Here is an 18,169-nt window from a genome sequence, read left to right on the forward strand (position 1 = left end):
AAACAGTCTTACCTATAATTTGTTAAAAGTGTTAATCCTACACTCAAATAAGGAGCGAATAATAATGGCAAATTTAGAAAAAATTAAAGAAATTTTAGAAATTGATGATGAAAAAGCGAAAGCAGTTGATGAATTATTATCTGCTCAGGCTAAACAAATTCGTGAATCAATTAAAAATCGTGAAGATGTAGTTGATAAAACAGATTTTGAAATTGTTAATACTCAATTACAAGAATTAAAAAATAAAAGTGATTTATTAGAAAATGAATTATATTTAAAAAATTTTACAGATAAAGATAAAAAGATTATTTCTTCGTTAATTAATAATGATGAATATAAAGATTTATCTAAACAAGAAAGAATAAACAAAATAGCAGAAGAATATAATATTAATTCAGTAGATGGTACTGTTGATGGTGGGTCAGTTATTGACCAAATGCTAAAAAGAAGTGAAGAAATTAAATCTAATCGTTTAGAAGAAATTAAGAAAAATGGTGCTAAAACTGACCAAGATATTATTGATTATGCTAAAAGTTTAACATGACAATAATAAAGATTCTGGAATGGAACAACAATCCGTAGCAGTGCGAAGAGCAACTGTTATGATGGATCAAATGTTAACATTTAAATATGATGATCCTACATTTGATGTTGTTCGTTTTATGGAATCAGCAGTTGAAGTACGAACTACTACAATTGGAGAGTGAATGAAAACAATTACTCGTAATTGATATTCAAATATGAATGCAATTTATTTACAAGGTGTTGTAGATTCATGTATTGCAACAGGTCAATTTATTAAATTACCTATTCCAAAAGATACTGATACAGCACAAGAAACATTTTATAAAATTAATGATATTTCAATTAATTTAGTACAAAAAGTAAATGCTTTAATGTTTCGTACTAAAAAAGACGATTTAATGGTACATGGTTGCAATGCCAGTATTTGCTCAATTTACAAAAGCATATACTAAAATTTTAGACCAAATAGGAGCAGATACATTAGCAACTGGTCAATTATGGAAAAAAATGATTGTAAGCAATTAAACTTGTTGTACTTGTTGCTACTAATGAAATTGTTCCTATTATACTTAATATTTTTTTCATTCCAATTAACCCTCTTTCTATTAATTTCTTACATTATATATACAAGGTTAAGTTAGTTAGAATTATTATCTTTATCACTTTTGTTGTGACTTATATAAAAATTAATAAGATATTCGATTCGTTGTGAATAAGTAAAGTCATTAAATTCATTTCAAACTTTTTCTTGGTTTTCATTTAAGTAAATATTAACATTACGAATTAATTTAAAATAATATTTTCCTGTTTTTTGATTAAATGAATGTTTCATAATATTAACCCTTATAATTAGCAATAATAATGGCATTTCGTAAATGATTACTAATTTTGTCATTATTATATTTTTAACCTTTACCATATTGAAAAGTTAAATTACTATCAATTCCCCAATAAATTTTATTTCCATAATACTTACTTTCATTTTCTATATTTTTAACAACTGATTTAGTATGGCGTGGTGAAACATTAGCAATATATCCTTGTGTTTCTAACGAACCTAATAATTTCAATAAATCATCTCTATCTTTTGAGCCATTGGCATTTGTATATAAACAATTTTCTATAAAAACTAAATATTTTAGTTTATGATTATTTGATAATATTTTCTCAAATGGTTTTTCATTTTTTAAATAATTTATAATAAATTTAGAATGTTTTTTTCAATCTTTATTTATAAACTCTTGTTTATCTAATAAGATATTATTTTCAAAAACAACAATAGCCGTAGTACCAGATCCAGAAGGGTCAATACCTATTTTTATCATGCGTATACATCCTCATCATTGTTAATTGCTGGTACTACATTAGAGATATCTTCTTCTTTAACTACATTATCGTTTGTGTACGCTATTTCATCATTACATGGGGTAAATTTATATTATTTGATAATGGTTCATGGCTCATATGCTCCTGATTTTTAACGATATTACTATCATTATCAATATAAATCTTTTCATCATTAGTTGTAATAACTACTTGATCTGATTTATATGCTTGTTGTAATTGAACTGACATAATATCTCATTTTCTTAATAATGATTTTAATACTGTTTTTAATGCCATTTCATCAAAAGTAGCAATCATAAACTTTTTATTTTTAGCATAAGTTTTAGAATATTTCATAAAATGATTTTCCATTTGTTCTCTTGTCATATATAAAGTTTTTTCAAAATCATTAACCATTTTAAAATATGCTGCATAACCTATAATTGGTAATTTTTCTCGTTCATCTTCATTTTGTATTCAATTAAAACTAGTTCCTTTTAAACGATCATAATTTATTAATTCACCATCTTTGACATTAGATACTGACATATCTAAATATTGACCGCTTCCTTGGGCTAATTGAATATAACCTTTATAACCCATTTGAAATTGTGCTTGAATAACTCATTCTTGTATTTTGCGACCATTAATAATTCTTGTTATTTTAGTATTATATGGAACTACATAAGCATATCCAAATTGTTTTTCCATCGGTAAGTTTAATAATACTCCTTGATAACAAGCAGTCATAATTGTTTTTGGATCTGCTTTTTGTAACAATTCATTACTATTTGTTATTGCTATCAAATTACTTTTAAATCTTACAATTTCATTTTCATTTGAAAATTTACTTTTAATTCAATCATTTGCTAGATCTGTTCTTAAAAATTCTACTATATTTGCCATTTTATTTCACTCCTTTAATTTGAATATTTATTCCTTTAATACCAATTACTTTATTTTCTGTATTTATATCTCATTGTGCTTTAATTATGTTTTTAACTAACTTTTCATCAGCAATTAAATATTTAATTAGTTGTTTTAATTCATATTTATTAGCATTTTCTACAAAATCATCATCAATTCCAATTATTTCAATATCTTTAACTAATAATTTTTTTTACGAAAATTACTAGTAATAATTTTTAATTCTTGCATTTGTTTTGCTACACTTTTAATTTCTAAAAATTATTCTTTTTTATGATTTTCAATAATTTCATTTTGTTTTTGAAATTGAATATTAATAACACTATTTTTAAAAGAATCATGATTACTTTTAATATTATTTTCTAAATTCAAAATATCTTTTCTAATAGAATTTAATTCATCTTTAAAATTTTTTATTAATTCTAATGGTTCTCTAAAAATATAATCAATTTTTGAAACTACTAATTTTAAATCTTTTAATGATTGTGATTTATATTCTCCATTTATTAATCAAGCTTGTTGTCGATATATAAATTCTTCTAATTCTTGTCCATTTTCATCAATTCATTTTTTAATTGTTAATGCTTTTAAACTTAATTCTTTAAAATCAGAACCTTTTATATAAAACGGAAATGTAATATTATTTACTGCATTTTTTACAATATCACTAATTATTTATCCTCCTTACTAGGTAATTTGTCATATTTTGAACTGTCAACTAATATTCAATCGATAGAACCTGTTGAATATGGATTTTTGTAAAAATCTTCTTTATATAATTGTTGGCTGTATGTATTATTTAAGGGTTTTAATTAATATCTTAGAAATTGTGGAATAAAAATACCACTTACTTATTTAAATTATATTACTTTTAATTTTATTGTCAACAACATTTTAACATTTTTTAAATTTTTCCACAACAAAAATACATGTTTATTAAAGTTATTTAATTTATTAGATAAAATTAATAAAAATATAAGTTTGGTTGTAAATTATTATTTACAAAATTATTAACTAAATAATTAATTCTATTTTCTTCTAATGGTTCATTAGTATTAAATAAATTAATTTTATTTTTAAAATTCATCATACTAGTATTTAATTTATTTTTAAGAGTTTTTTCATGATAAGTTGCTTTTTTAACCAAAACACCTTTACAGTAATGTGATATATCACCCTCAATATGACAACCAATATTATTTCATAATGTTTGATTTATGACACCTTCTTCATTATTTTTAATTAATTTAATTGTCTCTTTTAAGAATTTTATTTTTGATTCTTTTATAAAAGAAGCACTGTTTTCTAAACATTCTAATAATTCTTCATATTTAGCATTAAAAAAATAATCGACTGCTTTATGGTATGTTTCTCTGTTTTTTTTGTTTTTACTTTGATAAGGATATAATTTTTTAAATCTACTTGTAAGGTGAAATTTATCTATCGTGTAATGCACTTTATTTTTAGGAAAATATTCTTGAATAAATTTTACAATATTTTTAATTCAAGATGCGCCATCTCCTAATACCATAAATTCAATATTGTCATTAACATCATAATAACTTGTAATTAATGTAAGTAATTTATTAACAAAATTAGTTAATTTACTATTTTTTTTAATATATTCTGGAATATTATCTAGCTCTATAACACCTAATTTATCTTGAATTACAGGTCTTTTTTTCGTTGATTTTGCCTTATCAAAACCAGTATGAACAGTTGAAAATATACTATGTTTTTTTATTTTTTCTTTTCCTTTTTTCTTTTCATTTCACATTTTTAAATAAGTTCCATCAATTTGAATATATAAAGTATGAGGTACCTTTATTTTTTTATCAGTTTTATTAATATAATATTCTTTATAAATTTTTGCATTTTTCATAATATTTGAAATTGTTTTTATACAAATTTTTACATGTTCCATAGTATCTAAAATATCTTGATATGTTTTTTTATTACCAATAAATGATGATATTTTTTCTTTAACAGTATTATCTATTCTTTGTCATTTTTTAATGCCTAAAAGTTTATCCAAAGGAAAAATATATTCTTTTTTACCTGTTTCTGGATTAATTTTATAATATTTTCTTCTTTTAAAAGTTATTTTTCCATTTAAAATAGTTAATGTTCTTGGTTTTATTTCTTTTACTTTATAATCTTTAAATTCTTTTAAAGTTTCATCAATTTTATAATTTTTAAAAATTCATTCATCAGAATTTTCTAAATTTTGTTGAATAATTTCAATACTTTGTATATATAACAAATTATTAAAATTATTAAAAAAGTTTTCATCAATATTTATCATTTTTTACCCTCTTTCTTAATTTCACACATTAACATAAAAATAATAAAAATGCAAAAAAGATAGCAATTTTTATTTAGTATGTTATAATTTAAGTGTTAATTATTAGCAAATTAATTTAACTGAAAAAAGTAAATTACTTTACTTTTTTTTATTTTGATGTAAAATATAAATAATAAAAAAGAACTTGTGAGAGTTCTTTTGTATATTTAACAGGACTTTTTTACTCTTTTATTTAATCATATTCGTTAAATAATAGCAATTTTAATATGCAAAAAGGAGTAAAAATGAAAGAATTTAATCCAAAAACAGCAAGTTTAAGCACATTTAAGCGTAAAATAGAAGAATTTTGAGCCGATAAGAAACCCAATATTCCCTATACTTTGAATGATTTAACCAATAAATTCAACCTTTCTAGCAGATGAAGACATGAAACTTACAAGAGCGAAAAGATAATACCTTTAATACAACGACAAGTTGATAAAATTGAAAGTGAACTTATTAAACAAATGGTTAAAACGCCAGATGGAGTAAAAACATATTGACAGCGTGCATTTAATTATAAATATTCAATACAAGAAAAACAGTTAGAACAAGAATTAAACTTAAATAATCAACAACCAATAATAGTTAATTTACAAACTGATATTAGAGATATTAAAAAAGAAAGTGATAATAATGCTTAATCATTTTACTTATTTATTAGAAATGCCTTATTGGTTATTACAAAATAGTAGTATTGGTAATAAATACCCCTTTGCTAAGAAATATGAGTTAGTTAATGAAATTAATCAAATTGGAACACGATATAGTGGTAAGACTATATCAAATATTAAAATGTTTGGTGAATTATTAAAAATTAGTTTATTAATTAAAGAATCAATTTGTATCATTGCTAGTATGTATTGGAGTAAAGATTTAAAAGATAGTGTATTTCAAAATATATGAAATATTTTAGATGAAAATAATATACCTTATACTATTAATTTATCAAATTTTACTTTTACTTTATCAAATGGTAGCAAAATATATTGTAAAGGTTTACATTCACCAAGTCGGAAAGAAAAATTAAAAGCCTTTGCTGATTTGAATAAATATAAATTAGTTATTGATTGAAGAGAAGAATGTGATCAATTTCAACAAAAAGATTTAAGTGATTTAGAATTTGCTATTCGTGGTTATCAAAATAAAATAACAATTAATACATGTAATCCTGAAAGTTTAAAAAGATATATTGTTGGTTATTGTAATGAATTATTACCTTTTAATGAAGAAATAATGCGTAGTAAATATGAGCAAATTAAGTATATTGAAAAATGAAATATGAAAATTATTATTCATTATTCTAGTTGAAAATTAAATTATGAATTACCACAAGATAAAGTTAATGAACAATTAAGATTAGAACAATTAGATATTGAAAGAGCAAGAGTATGGAGTTGAGGACTTCCTGGCAATACTAGTGGATCAATCTTTGCAAGATATATTGATATTATGAAAGCAACAGATATTATTCAACCAACTAAATTATTAGGTGGTGTTGATATTGCTAATGCTACTAGTCCTAAAGGACATACAACAGCGGCTAGTTTTTGAATATATAACTCATTTGATAAAAAAGCCTATAAAGTTGCTGAATATACTCATTCAAATGCTACACAACAATTTAAAACTGAATTAGAACAAGTTAAAGATATTTTAGATTTTTATAACAATCAATTAAATCAATACTTTAATTTAATACAACAAGGAATATCAATTAATGTTGATGATAGTGCTTATTCAACATTGCAAAGTTTAAACCGAGAAAAATATAATTATTCTTTTGGTCAATATATGACATTTAAACCAGCACAAAAACAAAAATTTAAAGTAAGACATCGTGTAGAGGCATTCACAATGTTAATAAATACTAATCAATTAAAATGATTATGAGAAAAATGTCCTGTAAGTAAAACCCAATATGAATTAATACAATGAGAAGATAAGCCTGAAGCAAGAGAAGAAAAAGTATTAGACTTATATGATGATACATTTGATAGTGATTTTTATGCTTTACATTTTAAATTAATACCAATGGTTAAGCATAATAGTTCAGCAGATTATAAATTATGACAACAAAGGGAGTGAATAAATTAATGAAAAAAGATATTTATGTAATACATGATGAGCGTGTAATAAATGCAAAAAGACCTTATATGTCTGTTTGTGGACAAGTTAAAAAAAGACTTTGTCAAGAATTAAAAAAAGATAATATCGCAATATGTAAATTAAATTTATATAATGAATATATTAAAAAATATCGAAAAGTTAAAGTATGTGTTCAAGTTTTGGCAAATGAACCAAATTTATTAACAGTAAATATTATTAATTATGCACTTATCTTAAAATTAAAGGAGCAAAATAACAATGCATAATACTTTCCCTAGTTTACCAAACTTAAATGATATTAATAGTGTTTTAAAATTTTATAATTATGATTGAACAATTAATTTGGCCAATATTATTGCTCGCCATCAAATGCGATTAGTAAATGGTAAAGATATTTTATTTAAATCTCATCGTAAAGATATTTTAAAAAAATTAAATTGATGATATGAAACTTATAAAATAAAAGAAAAATTAGATAAAAATGAATTAACAGCAAGTTTAATGGGTAAAACTATCTTTGGTTTATTAGAAACTAGTGATGGCAATATTGATTTATGAATTAACCCTTTTAACTTTACATCTCGTGTAAGTAAAATAAATGAAATTGAACAAGGTGCTGATATTTGATTAAATTATCATCAATCAGATAGTGGTTTTATTTTAAATTTAATTTGTACCAAAGATAAAATAGTTATTAAAGGTTGACCTAAAAATAATGAAGTAGTTGTTGGACAAAGTAAAACACAAATTAAAGATGATGTTAGACCTGTTTTAGTACAAGAATTTAAAAATAAATTAGGTATTGTACCTTTTTGAGAAATGATTAATGAATCTAATCCTTTATTTTTATCAACATCAACAACTTTAAATCCATGACCTACAATGGCAAATTGTTATAAATTACAATTTGATTTAGAAGATAGTTTTAATATTAAATCAAAAGAAAGATATGCAAATCGTACGCATTGATATGGGATACTAAGTGATGATTTAATGACTGCTTATAACAAAGGCAATAAAAAAGTACTACAAGATGTATTTGATGATATTTTTGTTCAATCAAGTTCATCAACAGTAGATGGTCAATTATCCCAATCTTTACAAGTGGTACAAGGTACACCAACCTTAGAAACATATACTGAAGACCAAAAATCTATTATTGAACAAGTATATTTAGCATGTCATTTTTCTAGTCCTTTTGGTGATAAATCAGATAATGATCAAAATAAAACACAGTCATTATTAACTAAAACAAAAGACTTAGAAAAACAAGCATATTTACAGGCATATCGTAAACAATATTATACCAAGATGTTTGATACTGTTTTAAAATATTATGATTTATGAGATGGTAGCGGTGAACGCCCTTATGGATTTGATTTTATTAGTGCTAGTTTAGTTGATCAAATGCGACAAAATGAATTAATTATCGCTAGATTAGATAATGGAACAATGGAACCAATAAGAGCCATAACTGAATATGATAACGTTGACGAATTAGAAGCAACAAAATATTTTGAAAAAGTAGAACAATGACAAGATAAAATGCAAGCTAAAGAAATCGAACATAATAATAAATTACTAGAATATGATGAAACTGGTAATAATCAAAATGCCTTACAAGGGAGAACAGAAATTAAGGAGAATTAAAAAAATGAGTAGAATTAATCCAGGGGTTATGGAAGAATTAAGAAGACAAGCCCATGATACTTTAATAGATATCAGAGAAAACATAAGAGATAATAGACATTGAATGGTATTTCCTTTTAATGTTTATAGTTCATATATACCTGATACTGAAACAGGATGAAAACCTAATAATGCAAAACCAAGTGACTATGGTAGTTATTCACGAATATTTGATAATATGGAAAGTACTATTGCACAATGACAAGGTAGTTTAAAAATAGTCCAAAAATATAAAGGTGAAGAAATTACTATCTTAACGATTGATGATTTTAATAAACAATCTATTAATTCAACAATATGAGCAAATAATGAAACACCTTTTGCAATAAAATTAAAAGATGAAAATAATAATGTTTATTGAAAATTAATTGCTGGTGAAAACATTTATGATATTAATAGAATGTTAGAATACTTAAAGCAATACAAATTAAGTTATTTTGTTAATAATGATAATAAAGCAGATAATTTTTATACAAAAGAAGTTAAAGTTGGTAAATATTGAGATGCTTATATGATTGATGATAGAAGTTCAATCCAATTCGGTGAAGCTAAATTCGAACAAGTATTTACTCAACAATCAACCGAAAGACAATATACTTTATTAATTTTAGATGAAGATGCTGATAAATTAAATATTAATGATTATTATAATTTTTATACAGTATTTAATGATCGTGGTTTAAATATTGGTGGTGGTGATATTAATTCTGCTCCCCAAGATAGACAATGATTATATCCCTCTAATGTTATTAATTATTATTCACCATATGATGGTAGTTTCTTATGACAAGAAATTACCTTTTCAAGTATTAATGACAAAATTAGTAATAGTGGTTTATCAGTACGACAATTTATTCAAACAAGTGCCCCAGGTGAAGGTTATTGTTTTCCTAAAATAACTTATGATGAAAAACTAAATAAAGGTATTGTTGAATTAGATGAGATTTTATTAAAAGACCCAGGTGTTAGAGCAATGGCAGTTAAATTTTATGGTAATCCGATATTTTTTGATATGCCTGTAATTGGCCGACCAATTATTAAAGGTCAATTTAATAAAAAAGTAATGAATTCAAGAGATTTATTAATGTATAATATGCTTCCTACACCACCAGACAAAATAAATACTTATGCATCACCTGAGGTAAGTTGATATAATATTCAAGGTATTCAACCAACAATGATAACTGGTTATGAAGATTGAAAAAAAGATATGGAAAGTAGATATGATTTTTGAAAACAAAAAAATAGTGAAGGTATTGTTATAACTGACCCCGCCACTACATCAGCAACTAATTCTACTGTTGGTAGAAATATTCATAAAGAAGATAAAGATTCTAAATTTTACTGGTCTAAAGATTGAAAAATAACACCACCAGCAAAAATAAAAACAAACAGTGGTACAGTTGATAATATTATTACTACCCAGGCATCATCTTATTTTAGAAGAAAAGATGAATTCGGTAATACCGTTGGTCAAGTTCAAATTGAATATAATAAAATGAGCGCATGTAATGTTTGAGATATTTTAAATATGAATAATTTTATTAATCGCCAAATTACAGTATTACCTTTAAACTATACACAAAAATTAGTTTTTAATCCTTTTACGATACCAGGTGGAGTTGGTAAATTCTTAAACTTTATTTCATTTGGTATTCCATGAGGATGAGTAATTAATCAAAATGAAAAAACTTGACCTAATTTCCAATGACTTAATGGCTTTATGAGTGCTAATGTTTATAGTTTTTATAATGATGCATTTTGGTCTGAAAACTCAAAAGGTAAAGGTTATTTACCATTTGAAATATTTAGAGAACAAGGCAATGATAAAGTTGGTGCTATTTTTGGAGCTAATACTACTAGTTTTAGTTTTACAACTTTATTAACAGATAAATTAAAAGGTACTGTTTTAAAAAAAAGATGGTAAACCAACAGAAGAATTATTTTATTCAACTTACAATTTAAAACAATTAAATCAAAAAACAAATCGAGTTTATTTAATTAATGAACAAACTAAAACAGTAGATGCTCAAACACCAGTTAGTGATAGTGAAAAAGATAATGATTGCGAATTCTTACAAACACCTGATGGGACAAATTGTAGTTATATAATTGATATGTTTTCAATCCAAGCCTTATATAAAGGTAATTTTGAAATTATCTTTTATGCTGATAATCCATATACTAATAATGAAGAAGATTATTTACGCTTATCAGTATGGAGTTTTCGTGGTAAAACAAAAAGCGTATTAAATAATTATTTACGCGATATGACAACTAATTATAAAACTAGTTTTTTACTACCACATGATTATGAAATACCAACATTTAATTACCCTGAATATGTATTACCACCAGTTCCATATAACTATAAACCTTATACAAAAGATATTATGCCTTCTAATGTAGTACTACCATTAAAAACTAAAATTGTTGCACCAGCACAATGTAAAAAAGCACAAAATTATGGAATTCCTGTTAATTTATTTTCTGATGAATTTAATTCTGCTTATTATGAAACTGAAATTGACTTAAGACAAATTGACCCAACAATTCAAAGTATAAGTAAATTCCAAGATGCTTATAAAACTATTGAAATAAGTAATCTAGGTAATTTACAAGTTGAATGTGGACCACCAAGTATAGAAAATTTTATACCTAATAGAGAGATTAATTTATTGGGTGGTAATAATAGTTGCGATTTTAATAGTGGATTATTATCTAAAATAACTTTTAAAAAAGAAGGTACATCACAAACAGATAAAATTAATTTTGATAATATAATAATTTTGTATACCGACAATATAAAAGTAAATGATACTGAAACAAAATACGCAACTGGTGTTGCTAATGGTTTACCTAGTGGAAATTATAAAAGCATTTATTATACAGAAAAAAGTGGAGCAGTTAATTTTTTACTTCAAATAACAAAATTATCTAATAATGATAAAAATAAAATTACTGAAACATATTTACAAGCATATTATACTAATGATGTAAAATTAAAAATTAGATTTGTAAAAGTATTATTTGCTCAGTTATTATTATTGGCTCAAATTAACCTTAGTTATGCGGGTAATGATAAAAATATAACAATAGATGTAAGTAATCCAAATGTTTTAGGAATTAAAAATAAAAGCGACAGCCCAGTTAAAATAACAATTAAATCAAGATAGAAAAAGAGATTTAATAATCTCTTTTTCTATTCTACATTAACTTTTACATTACCTTTATCATCAATAATTAATTCAGGTTCTTTTGTATCTAAGTTTCAACGATAAACTGATTTAATATAATCATTTTTACTATTTCAAGGAATTTTTATATTTTCTGAAGAAATATATGTTGTTAAAACCGAAAAACTAGCACCCATATAAAAATATAAAGATAATATAGAATTATTTAATTTATCAATGTTTTTTTCTTTTCCATCTTCTAATTTTGTATTATTATTAAACTTACTTAAATATCATTTTTCATTTTTATCACCACGCCATTGTACATAATATCATTTATTATCAACTGTATTAAATGGTTTTTCTTGTGGTGCTATTCATTCTAAAATACCATCTTTTGTATTTATTTTGTTTTGTTCTTTTAGTTTTGCTAATTCTTCTTTTGTATATTCTTGTGATGTATTACAAGCAACTAAACTTGTTGTACTTGTTCCTATTAAAGTAATTGTTCCGAAAAGACTTAATATTTTTTTCATATTTATTTCTCCTATTTTTTGAAAAATTTGTTAATTTAATTAAAAATGGAAATAAATTTATTTTTTATTTCCATTTACTTTTATTAATTAACCTAGAATAAAAGCACTTCCATTTGGTGATATCTCAATTGATTTTACAGAAATATTTATTCCATCAATTTTTTGAATATTTGAATATAAGTTAAGTTTTAAATAAATACCATCATTTTTTCCAAAATAAACACTATTTTTTTTAACAGAATTTACAAATGTATCTTTTTGAACAGCGGCAATTATATTAACATCGCTTATATCATTTACTTTTTTTACTTCTCAAGAATCAAAAGGTATATAATAAACATTACCATTATCATCTAAAGAATATGAATCTCCATTTGGTAATAATTCAATTAATTTTACAGAACTATTATCTGTTTGATCAACTTTTTTAATGTCATTATTGGTTTCATTTTTAGATTTATAATAAACACCATTTTTAGTTCCAAAATATATGTCACCTTTTTTTACATTAGAATTTGCAGCATCATTTTTTAAAAAAACCATACTATTCAAATTATTTATTTTATTTATTTTTTCAGGTGTTCAACGATTTATAGGCACATAATAAACATTTCCACTTAAAGCATTAAAATATAAATTTCCATCTAAATCAAGGAATAATTTTTTTACATTATTTTCAAGATTATTATCACAAGCACAATTTTTTATAAGATTAATTGAACTTACTGCATTTTCAGAATTATGATATCTAAAAAAAACACCATTTGTAGTTCCAAAATAAACACTACCAGCTTTTATATTAGAATTAATATCTTTTTCAAAGATAACAAAATCATTAACAGGATATTTTATTTCATCCATAGTTCTAGCTTCTGTTTGGTCATATCCTAAATAAAAAACTTTTCCTTCTTTATTTAAAATATAAACATTGTTCTGATTATCAACTTCAATTTTTTTTACTTCTCCATTAACACCAGTAATTTCTCTTAATTCTCAACTATTTTTATAAACAAAATATAATCCATTTGTAGTTCCAAAATAAACACTACCAGCTTTTACCGACGACAATGATGGTGTATTGTGTTGTAAAACCTTAATTACAGTAATATTTGTAATTTCATCAACTACCTTATTTTCTAAAGAACCAGAATTAAGAAATAAAACATTATTAAATATTTGTCTTTTATTTCTAATTAAATTTTCTGAATTATTAATATTATTATTTAATTGTTCTTCTTTTTGATAAGGACTAGCGGCAATTGTTGTTGGTATAGCAGTTCCACTAATTGTTAATACACTTAATAAACTTAGTAATTTTTTCATACTTGTTTTTCTCCTTTTCTTTATCTTGAAACTTTTTATCAAGATCTACCTGCATTATATATATATATATATATATATGCAAGCAAAGATATTAAGTTTAGGGGTTATATAAAAAGTATTGTATTAGTAAAATATTAATATATAATAAAAGCATAGGTTTAATCTTTTTCCGTAAAAAGAGTTATGCTGACTTGTTAATCGAACAAGGATAAAAAAAGAGGAGTTTATAAAATGGCACTTACAAAAGAACAATTAATAGAACAAGGTTTAAGTGAAGAGATTGCGGAAAATATCTTAAATCAGTTTAATAATGAAGCAAAGCAAATTAGAGAAAGTGTGCAAAAACGCGAAGATGTTATATCAAAAGAAGACTTTATTAAATTATCTAATGAATTAGATGAATTAAAAGCATTTAAAGATGTTCCATCTACTAAAATTGAAGATATTAAAACTAATTTAGATAAAGTTAGTGGTAATTCTTTATCTGAAAAAATGCAAACTTTAAAAGAATTAAAACCTGATTTGTTTGTTGAAGAACAACCATCAGTTTCACCAACTAATTTTATTAAAGATATGATTGAAAAATCTAGTGAAAATAAAAATGAAGAAATTGAAACTATTAAAGAAAAAGGAGCATATACTCCTGATGAAATTAAAAAAATAACTGATTATACACTTAAAAACCTTAGATAATAAGGGAGTGAAATATTATGGCAACAATTAACTTGCCACAAGTACCTTTTATATTACAAGGTAATACAACAGACCAAAAAGCGTATGTTGATATGGTTAATGCTTTATTGCGTGGACCTTTATATAATGAATATGCAAGTATTATGCAGTATGCTACTGCAACCGCAGAACAAGTTGCTTGATTACCAAATGCAGGACAAGCACTATATAATTTAACTCATCGTGTGGTATGACAAGATGATTATTCATTACCAAATGGTGGGACAACTCAAACAATGGGATTAACAAGAATTCCAGTTCCTATTGATAAAAGATTTAATTTAAAATTAATGAATGAAGCTTTTGACTTAGCATTAATAGAACAAAATATTAAAAATGGTGTTATTGCTGATGCTATTTCTAGTGTTGTACAGAATAAATTTGTTAATTTAGAATGTGAATTAATTCAGGCTATTTATGATTATTGTTTAGCAGATGGTCAATATGAAGTAATTCCATTTCGTAGTTATACAGCAGAAAATGCAGATGATGCAAATAAAGCATTCTTTACATTAAATGAAACTTTGATTGAATTAACAAATCAAATTAGTAATTTATATTTTGGTTTACCAACAGATAAAATGTTTATGGTTTTAGGTCGAAGATCATATTTAGGATTAACACCTGCTTTTTTAAAAGTAATTGGTTCACAAGCACAACTAAAATCGATGGTTAATGGTGAATTATATGAAAATACAGCAATGGGTATTCCAGTATCAAAAAGCTTTCATTTAGAAAAAACATATACAAAAGGACAAGTTAACCGTGATAAAGGTTATAATTTTACTAATGTAAATGGTTTAATTATTAATAAACAAGTATGAGCTTATCCAATTAATATGGATACTATTCAACAAGTTTTAGATAATGATACTGCTAATCCTAAATGAATTGGTAAAGTTCAATATGCAACACCAACTATTTTATATCCTAAAACATGTAAAATTATTTTGGAAAAACAACCAAGCCAAGATGAAATTACTGCCGCTAAAAGTAATCTAAATAAAACTTTTAGAGTTCCAGTTGATTATCTAATTTCAGCATCAAAACCAGAATCAAAACCAAATAATCAAGGTTAATATAAAATGAATTTACTAATATTACGCGTTTTAACTTTATTAGTATCTAATTTAGAAAATAAACCTTTAATAAGTAAATTTGTAAATTTAATTAATAGAGTTAATCAAGTTAAAAATAAAATATTAAAGCCAATTAATTATATTAGTGATAAATATAATAAAATTACAAATAAAGTTGAAGATATTTATCAGTGATTAAATCCATTTACTTATTTAGATTTAATTAAAAAAGGTCATAAAAAAGAAATTCAACAAATATTAAGTCAATTAGAAAAAGATAATAATATTAAAAATAGAAAACAATTTAAAAATGAAAATTATTTAAATACTAATTGACAACCTTTAAATAGTAGTTGACTTGATAGTGGTATGTTTAATATTACAAATAAATTAACTTTAACAGGTAATTTAACTATTTTAATATATACAAAAACAGCAAAACATCCGAAATTTTATGGACCTTATGTTTATCCTAGTGTTCCAGTTGAAATATGAAAATTATTAAGTAATGCTGTATCTAATGCAGGAACTTTATTTTGGCGTTATTGATTAAGAAAATGATTACCTAATCATTTAAGATATTATATTAAAAAACGATTACCACAAGCATTAAAAGAAAAATATCCCAAAGGAACTACTAAATTAACATTACCAACAGTTCAAAAATTACAACAAATTAAAAAGTTTATTAATAATTTAAAAATTGGACATTTTAATTTTAATTTTGCTGGTGAAATTAATAATAAAAAATGATATCGTGAACGCCGAAGTGATGTTAAAAATATTAAGAATTTATATAAAACACCAGTTAAAAATATTTTTTACAAAACTAATCAAACTATTAAAAAAATTAAGAAAGCAAAAGCAAGAGTTAATAGTTATAAGCCAAGTAATTTAAAAAATAAATATCGTAATAAATTAAGAGGTGTATTATATGAAAAATAATTTAAATAATTTATTATTTATAACAGTTGAAGATGTTAAAGAAAGTAAACTTTGACAACCTATTAATGAAAGAAAACAATCTGCTTATAATGATAATTTAATTTATAATGCTATTTTAAAAACTAGTTTATGAATGGATAGATTATCAGGTGGAACAATTTCCGATAAGATTAATAAAAAAGAATTATTTCCATGAGTAAAAAAAGATAATACTGGTTTAATTGAATATGATAAATGATTAAGTTATATTCAATCTGCTTGTTTATTAGCAGTTATTAATTGATATTTACCAAAAGGAGTAAATGATTTAACTGGTAGTGCATCATTTTCACAAGGTGGAGTTGCTTATTCACAAACTAATGACCCTGAAGCAAATGAAAATATTACCAGAGATGTTAAAAATGCTTTAAAATTAGCAGGTGAAATAATTGATATTATATCTAGTAAAACAGTATCTAGACCATATAATTATAGTTTAGATAATTATGCTCATTCATGAGAAGAAGAATATAAACATATTAGTAAAAAAACTTTTTATCCAACATTATTATTTTGATTAAAAGAACGATTGCAAACAGATAATTCAATAAATATTTTTTATCCAACTGTTAATGATTTTTCTAAAATTGATTATAACGAATATATTAAACTTATTGTTCCATTTGATAATGATAGTATTTATTATGAAAATAATGTCTGAAAAGCAAAACAAAGTGGCGATATTCCAACAGATATTATTAAAGATAGTGATTTAAATAAAAATTATATTGAAAAAGTTGATGGTAAATATATTGTAAAAACATCACAAGATATTAATCTTAAACAAGATAAATTAATAAGTGGAACAAATATTAAAACTATTAATGGTAATTCATTATTAGGTAATGGTGATATACCTATTAATGATGATAGTTGAGAATTAATTAATTATCCAGAAGCAAACGAAAAATTAACATTTAAAATTCCAAATTATGATTTAACAAAATATTACTATAAAATATCAATTTCAATAACAGATTATGCATATGCTAATAAATTTGTAACATATTATTTAGAAACAATATCACAAAAATCAATTTTTACATTTTTAGCAGATAATTCATATGAAAGAATAACAATTAAGCAAGACGGCTCAATTTCAAATTACACAAATAATATTGTTATTAAAGATTTAACAATTAAAAGAAAATTAATAAATAATAGCGAATTAAGGGCAGATGAACCGCATTTTATTTATAAGCGTGATATGGATACTGATTTTTCAAAAGAAACATCGGATTCTTATGATATATTGATAAGAAAAATAAATAGTGCAACAACTATTAATGAATTAAACTTACTTGAAAAACACCCAGTATGAAGAATTATTTCAAATAATAGAAATGATATTAAAGAATTATTTAACAAAAAATGATTAGAATTAAATAAAAATGAATAAAAAATTAAATGAGGTAAATA

19 protein-coding genes are annotated in these 18,169 nt (G+C 23.5%); 12 read left to right on the top strand and 7 right to left on the bottom strand.

What is annotated here, in order from left to right:
* The first annotated feature begins 64 nt into the window (after positions 1-64).
* Both ACZ91P_RS04795 and ACZ91P_RS04800 read left to right on the top strand, forming a co-directional pair.
* Positions 65-550: a hypothetical protein gene (locus ACZ91P_RS04795; protein WP_465158273.1), complete on the top strand. Its 486-nt coding sequence runs from the start codon at positions 65-67 to the stop codon at positions 548-550.
* A 13-nt stretch (positions 551-563) separates the two neighbouring features.
* The gene (locus ACZ91P_RS04800) at positions 564-977 is read left to right on the top strand and encodes a hypothetical protein (protein WP_465158274.1); all 414 of its coding nucleotides are present in this window, start codon (positions 564-566) and stop codon (positions 975-977) included.
* Between the two features lie 43 nt (positions 978-1,020).
* Here the strand turns inward: ACZ91P_RS04800 and ACZ91P_RS04805 are convergent, their stop codons facing one another.
* The 5 genes from ACZ91P_RS04805 to ACZ91P_RS04825 form a co-directional block, all read right to left on the bottom strand.
* Positions 1,021-1,110, bottom strand: a complete 90-nt coding sequence (locus tag ACZ91P_RS04805) for a lipoprotein (RefSeq protein WP_465158275.1) — start codon at positions 1,108-1,110, stop codon at positions 1,021-1,023.
* Positions 1,111-1,162: 52 nt separating this feature from the next.
* Positions 1,163-1,357 carry a hypothetical protein gene (locus tag ACZ91P_RS04810; RefSeq protein WP_465158276.1) on the bottom strand — a complete coding sequence of 65 codons (195 nt, stop codon included), beginning with the start codon at positions 1,355-1,357 and terminating at the stop codon, positions 1,163-1,165.
* Positions 1,358-1,430: 73 nt separating this feature from the next.
* Positions 1,431-1,850 carry a hypothetical protein gene (locus tag ACZ91P_RS04815; protein WP_465158277.1) on the bottom strand — a complete coding sequence of 140 codons (420 nt, stop codon included), beginning with the start codon at positions 1,848-1,850 and terminating at the stop codon, positions 1,431-1,433.
* Between the two features lie 82 nt (positions 1,851-1,932).
* Positions 1,933-2,757: a recombinase RecT gene (locus ACZ91P_RS04820; protein ID WP_465158278.1), complete on the bottom strand. Its 825-nt coding sequence runs from the start codon at positions 2,755-2,757 to the stop codon at positions 1,933-1,935.
* A gap of 985 nt (positions 2,758-3,742) precedes the next feature.
* Positions 3,743-5,083 carry an Mbov_0401 family ICE element transposase-like protein gene (locus ACZ91P_RS04825; RefSeq protein WP_465158280.1) on the bottom strand — a complete coding sequence of 447 codons (1,341 nt, stop codon included), beginning with the start codon at positions 5,081-5,083 and terminating at the stop codon, positions 3,743-3,745.
* Positions 5,084-5,367: 284 nt separating this feature from the next.
* On the opposite strand from ACZ91P_RS04825, the gene ACZ91P_RS04830 reads away from it, so the two are divergent.
* From ACZ91P_RS04830 to ACZ91P_RS04855, 6 genes are all read left to right on the top strand, one after another.
* Entirely contained in the window at positions 5,368-5,766 is a 399-nt protein-coding gene (locus ACZ91P_RS04830; protein WP_465155669.1) for a hypothetical protein, read from the top strand.
* The gene (locus ACZ91P_RS04835; protein WP_465158281.1) at positions 5,759-7,219 is read left to right on the top strand and encodes a PBSX family phage terminase large subunit; all 1,461 of its coding nucleotides are present in this window, start codon (positions 5,759-5,761) and stop codon (positions 7,217-7,219) included. The genes ACZ91P_RS04830 and ACZ91P_RS04835 overlap by 8 nt, the downstream gene beginning before the upstream one ends.
* Positions 7,192-7,497, top strand: a complete 306-nt coding sequence (locus ACZ91P_RS04840; protein WP_465155665.1) for a hypothetical protein — start codon at positions 7,192-7,194, stop codon at positions 7,495-7,497. Before ACZ91P_RS04835 ends, ACZ91P_RS04840 begins: the two co-directional genes overlap by 28 nt.
* Positions 7,490-8,881: a hypothetical protein gene (locus ACZ91P_RS04845; RefSeq protein ID WP_465155663.1), complete on the top strand. Its 1,392-nt coding sequence runs from the start codon at positions 7,490-7,492 to the stop codon at positions 8,879-8,881. Before ACZ91P_RS04840 ends, ACZ91P_RS04845 begins: the two co-directional genes overlap by 8 nt.
* Positions 8,882-8,885: 4 nt before the next feature.
* A complete protein-coding gene (locus ACZ91P_RS04850; protein ID WP_465158282.1) occupies positions 8,886-10,847 on the top strand; it encodes a hypothetical protein in 1,962 nt (653 codons plus the stop codon).
* 190 nt (positions 10,848-11,037) lie between these two features.
* Entirely contained in the window at positions 11,038-12,096 is a 1,059-nt protein-coding gene (locus ACZ91P_RS04855; protein ID WP_465158283.1) for a hypothetical protein, read from the top strand.
* Positions 12,097-12,122: 26 nt separating this feature from the next.
* Here ACZ91P_RS04855 and ACZ91P_RS04860 read toward each other — a convergent pair whose 3' ends face one another.
* Together ACZ91P_RS04860 and ACZ91P_RS04865 are read right to left on the bottom strand one after the other, a co-directional pair.
* Positions 12,123-12,632 (bottom strand): lipoprotein, encoded by a 510-nt coding sequence (locus ACZ91P_RS04860; RefSeq protein WP_465157430.1) that lies wholly within the window; start codon positions 12,630-12,632, stop codon positions 12,123-12,125.
* Between the two features lie 87 nt (positions 12,633-12,719).
* Positions 12,720-13,955 (bottom strand): hypothetical protein, encoded by a 1,236-nt coding sequence (locus ACZ91P_RS04865; protein WP_465157429.1) that lies wholly within the window; start codon positions 13,953-13,955, stop codon positions 12,720-12,722.
* A gap of 231 nt (positions 13,956-14,186) precedes the next feature.
* Here ACZ91P_RS04865 and ACZ91P_RS04870 point away from each other — a divergent pair, with 231 nt between their 5' ends.
* The 4 genes from ACZ91P_RS04870 to ACZ91P_RS04885 are packed head-to-tail and all read left to right on the top strand — an operon-like array spanning position 14,187 to position 18,149.
* Positions 14,187-14,648, top strand: a complete 462-nt coding sequence (locus ACZ91P_RS04870; protein ID WP_465155655.1) for a hypothetical protein — start codon at positions 14,187-14,189, stop codon at positions 14,646-14,648.
* A gap of 17 nt (positions 14,649-14,665) precedes the next feature.
* On the top strand, positions 14,666-15,766 hold the full coding sequence (locus ACZ91P_RS04875; protein ID WP_465156865.1) for a hypothetical protein: 1,101 nt from the start codon (positions 14,666-14,668) through the stop codon (positions 15,764-15,766).
* Between the two features lie 6 nt (positions 15,767-15,772).
* The gene (locus ACZ91P_RS04880; RefSeq protein ID WP_465158284.1) at positions 15,773-16,711 is read left to right on the top strand and encodes a hypothetical protein; all 939 of its coding nucleotides are present in this window, start codon (positions 15,773-15,775) and stop codon (positions 16,709-16,711) included.
* Complete coding sequence (locus ACZ91P_RS04885; RefSeq protein ID WP_465158285.1) at positions 16,701-18,149, top strand: hypothetical protein; 1,449 nt, start codon at positions 16,701-16,703, stop codon at positions 18,147-18,149. The genes ACZ91P_RS04880 and ACZ91P_RS04885 overlap by 11 nt, the downstream gene beginning before the upstream one ends.
* Positions 18,150-18,169 lie beyond the last annotated feature (20 nt).

The sequence above is a fragment of the Spiroplasma endosymbiont of Halictus nicosiae genome (assembly GCF_978018445.1).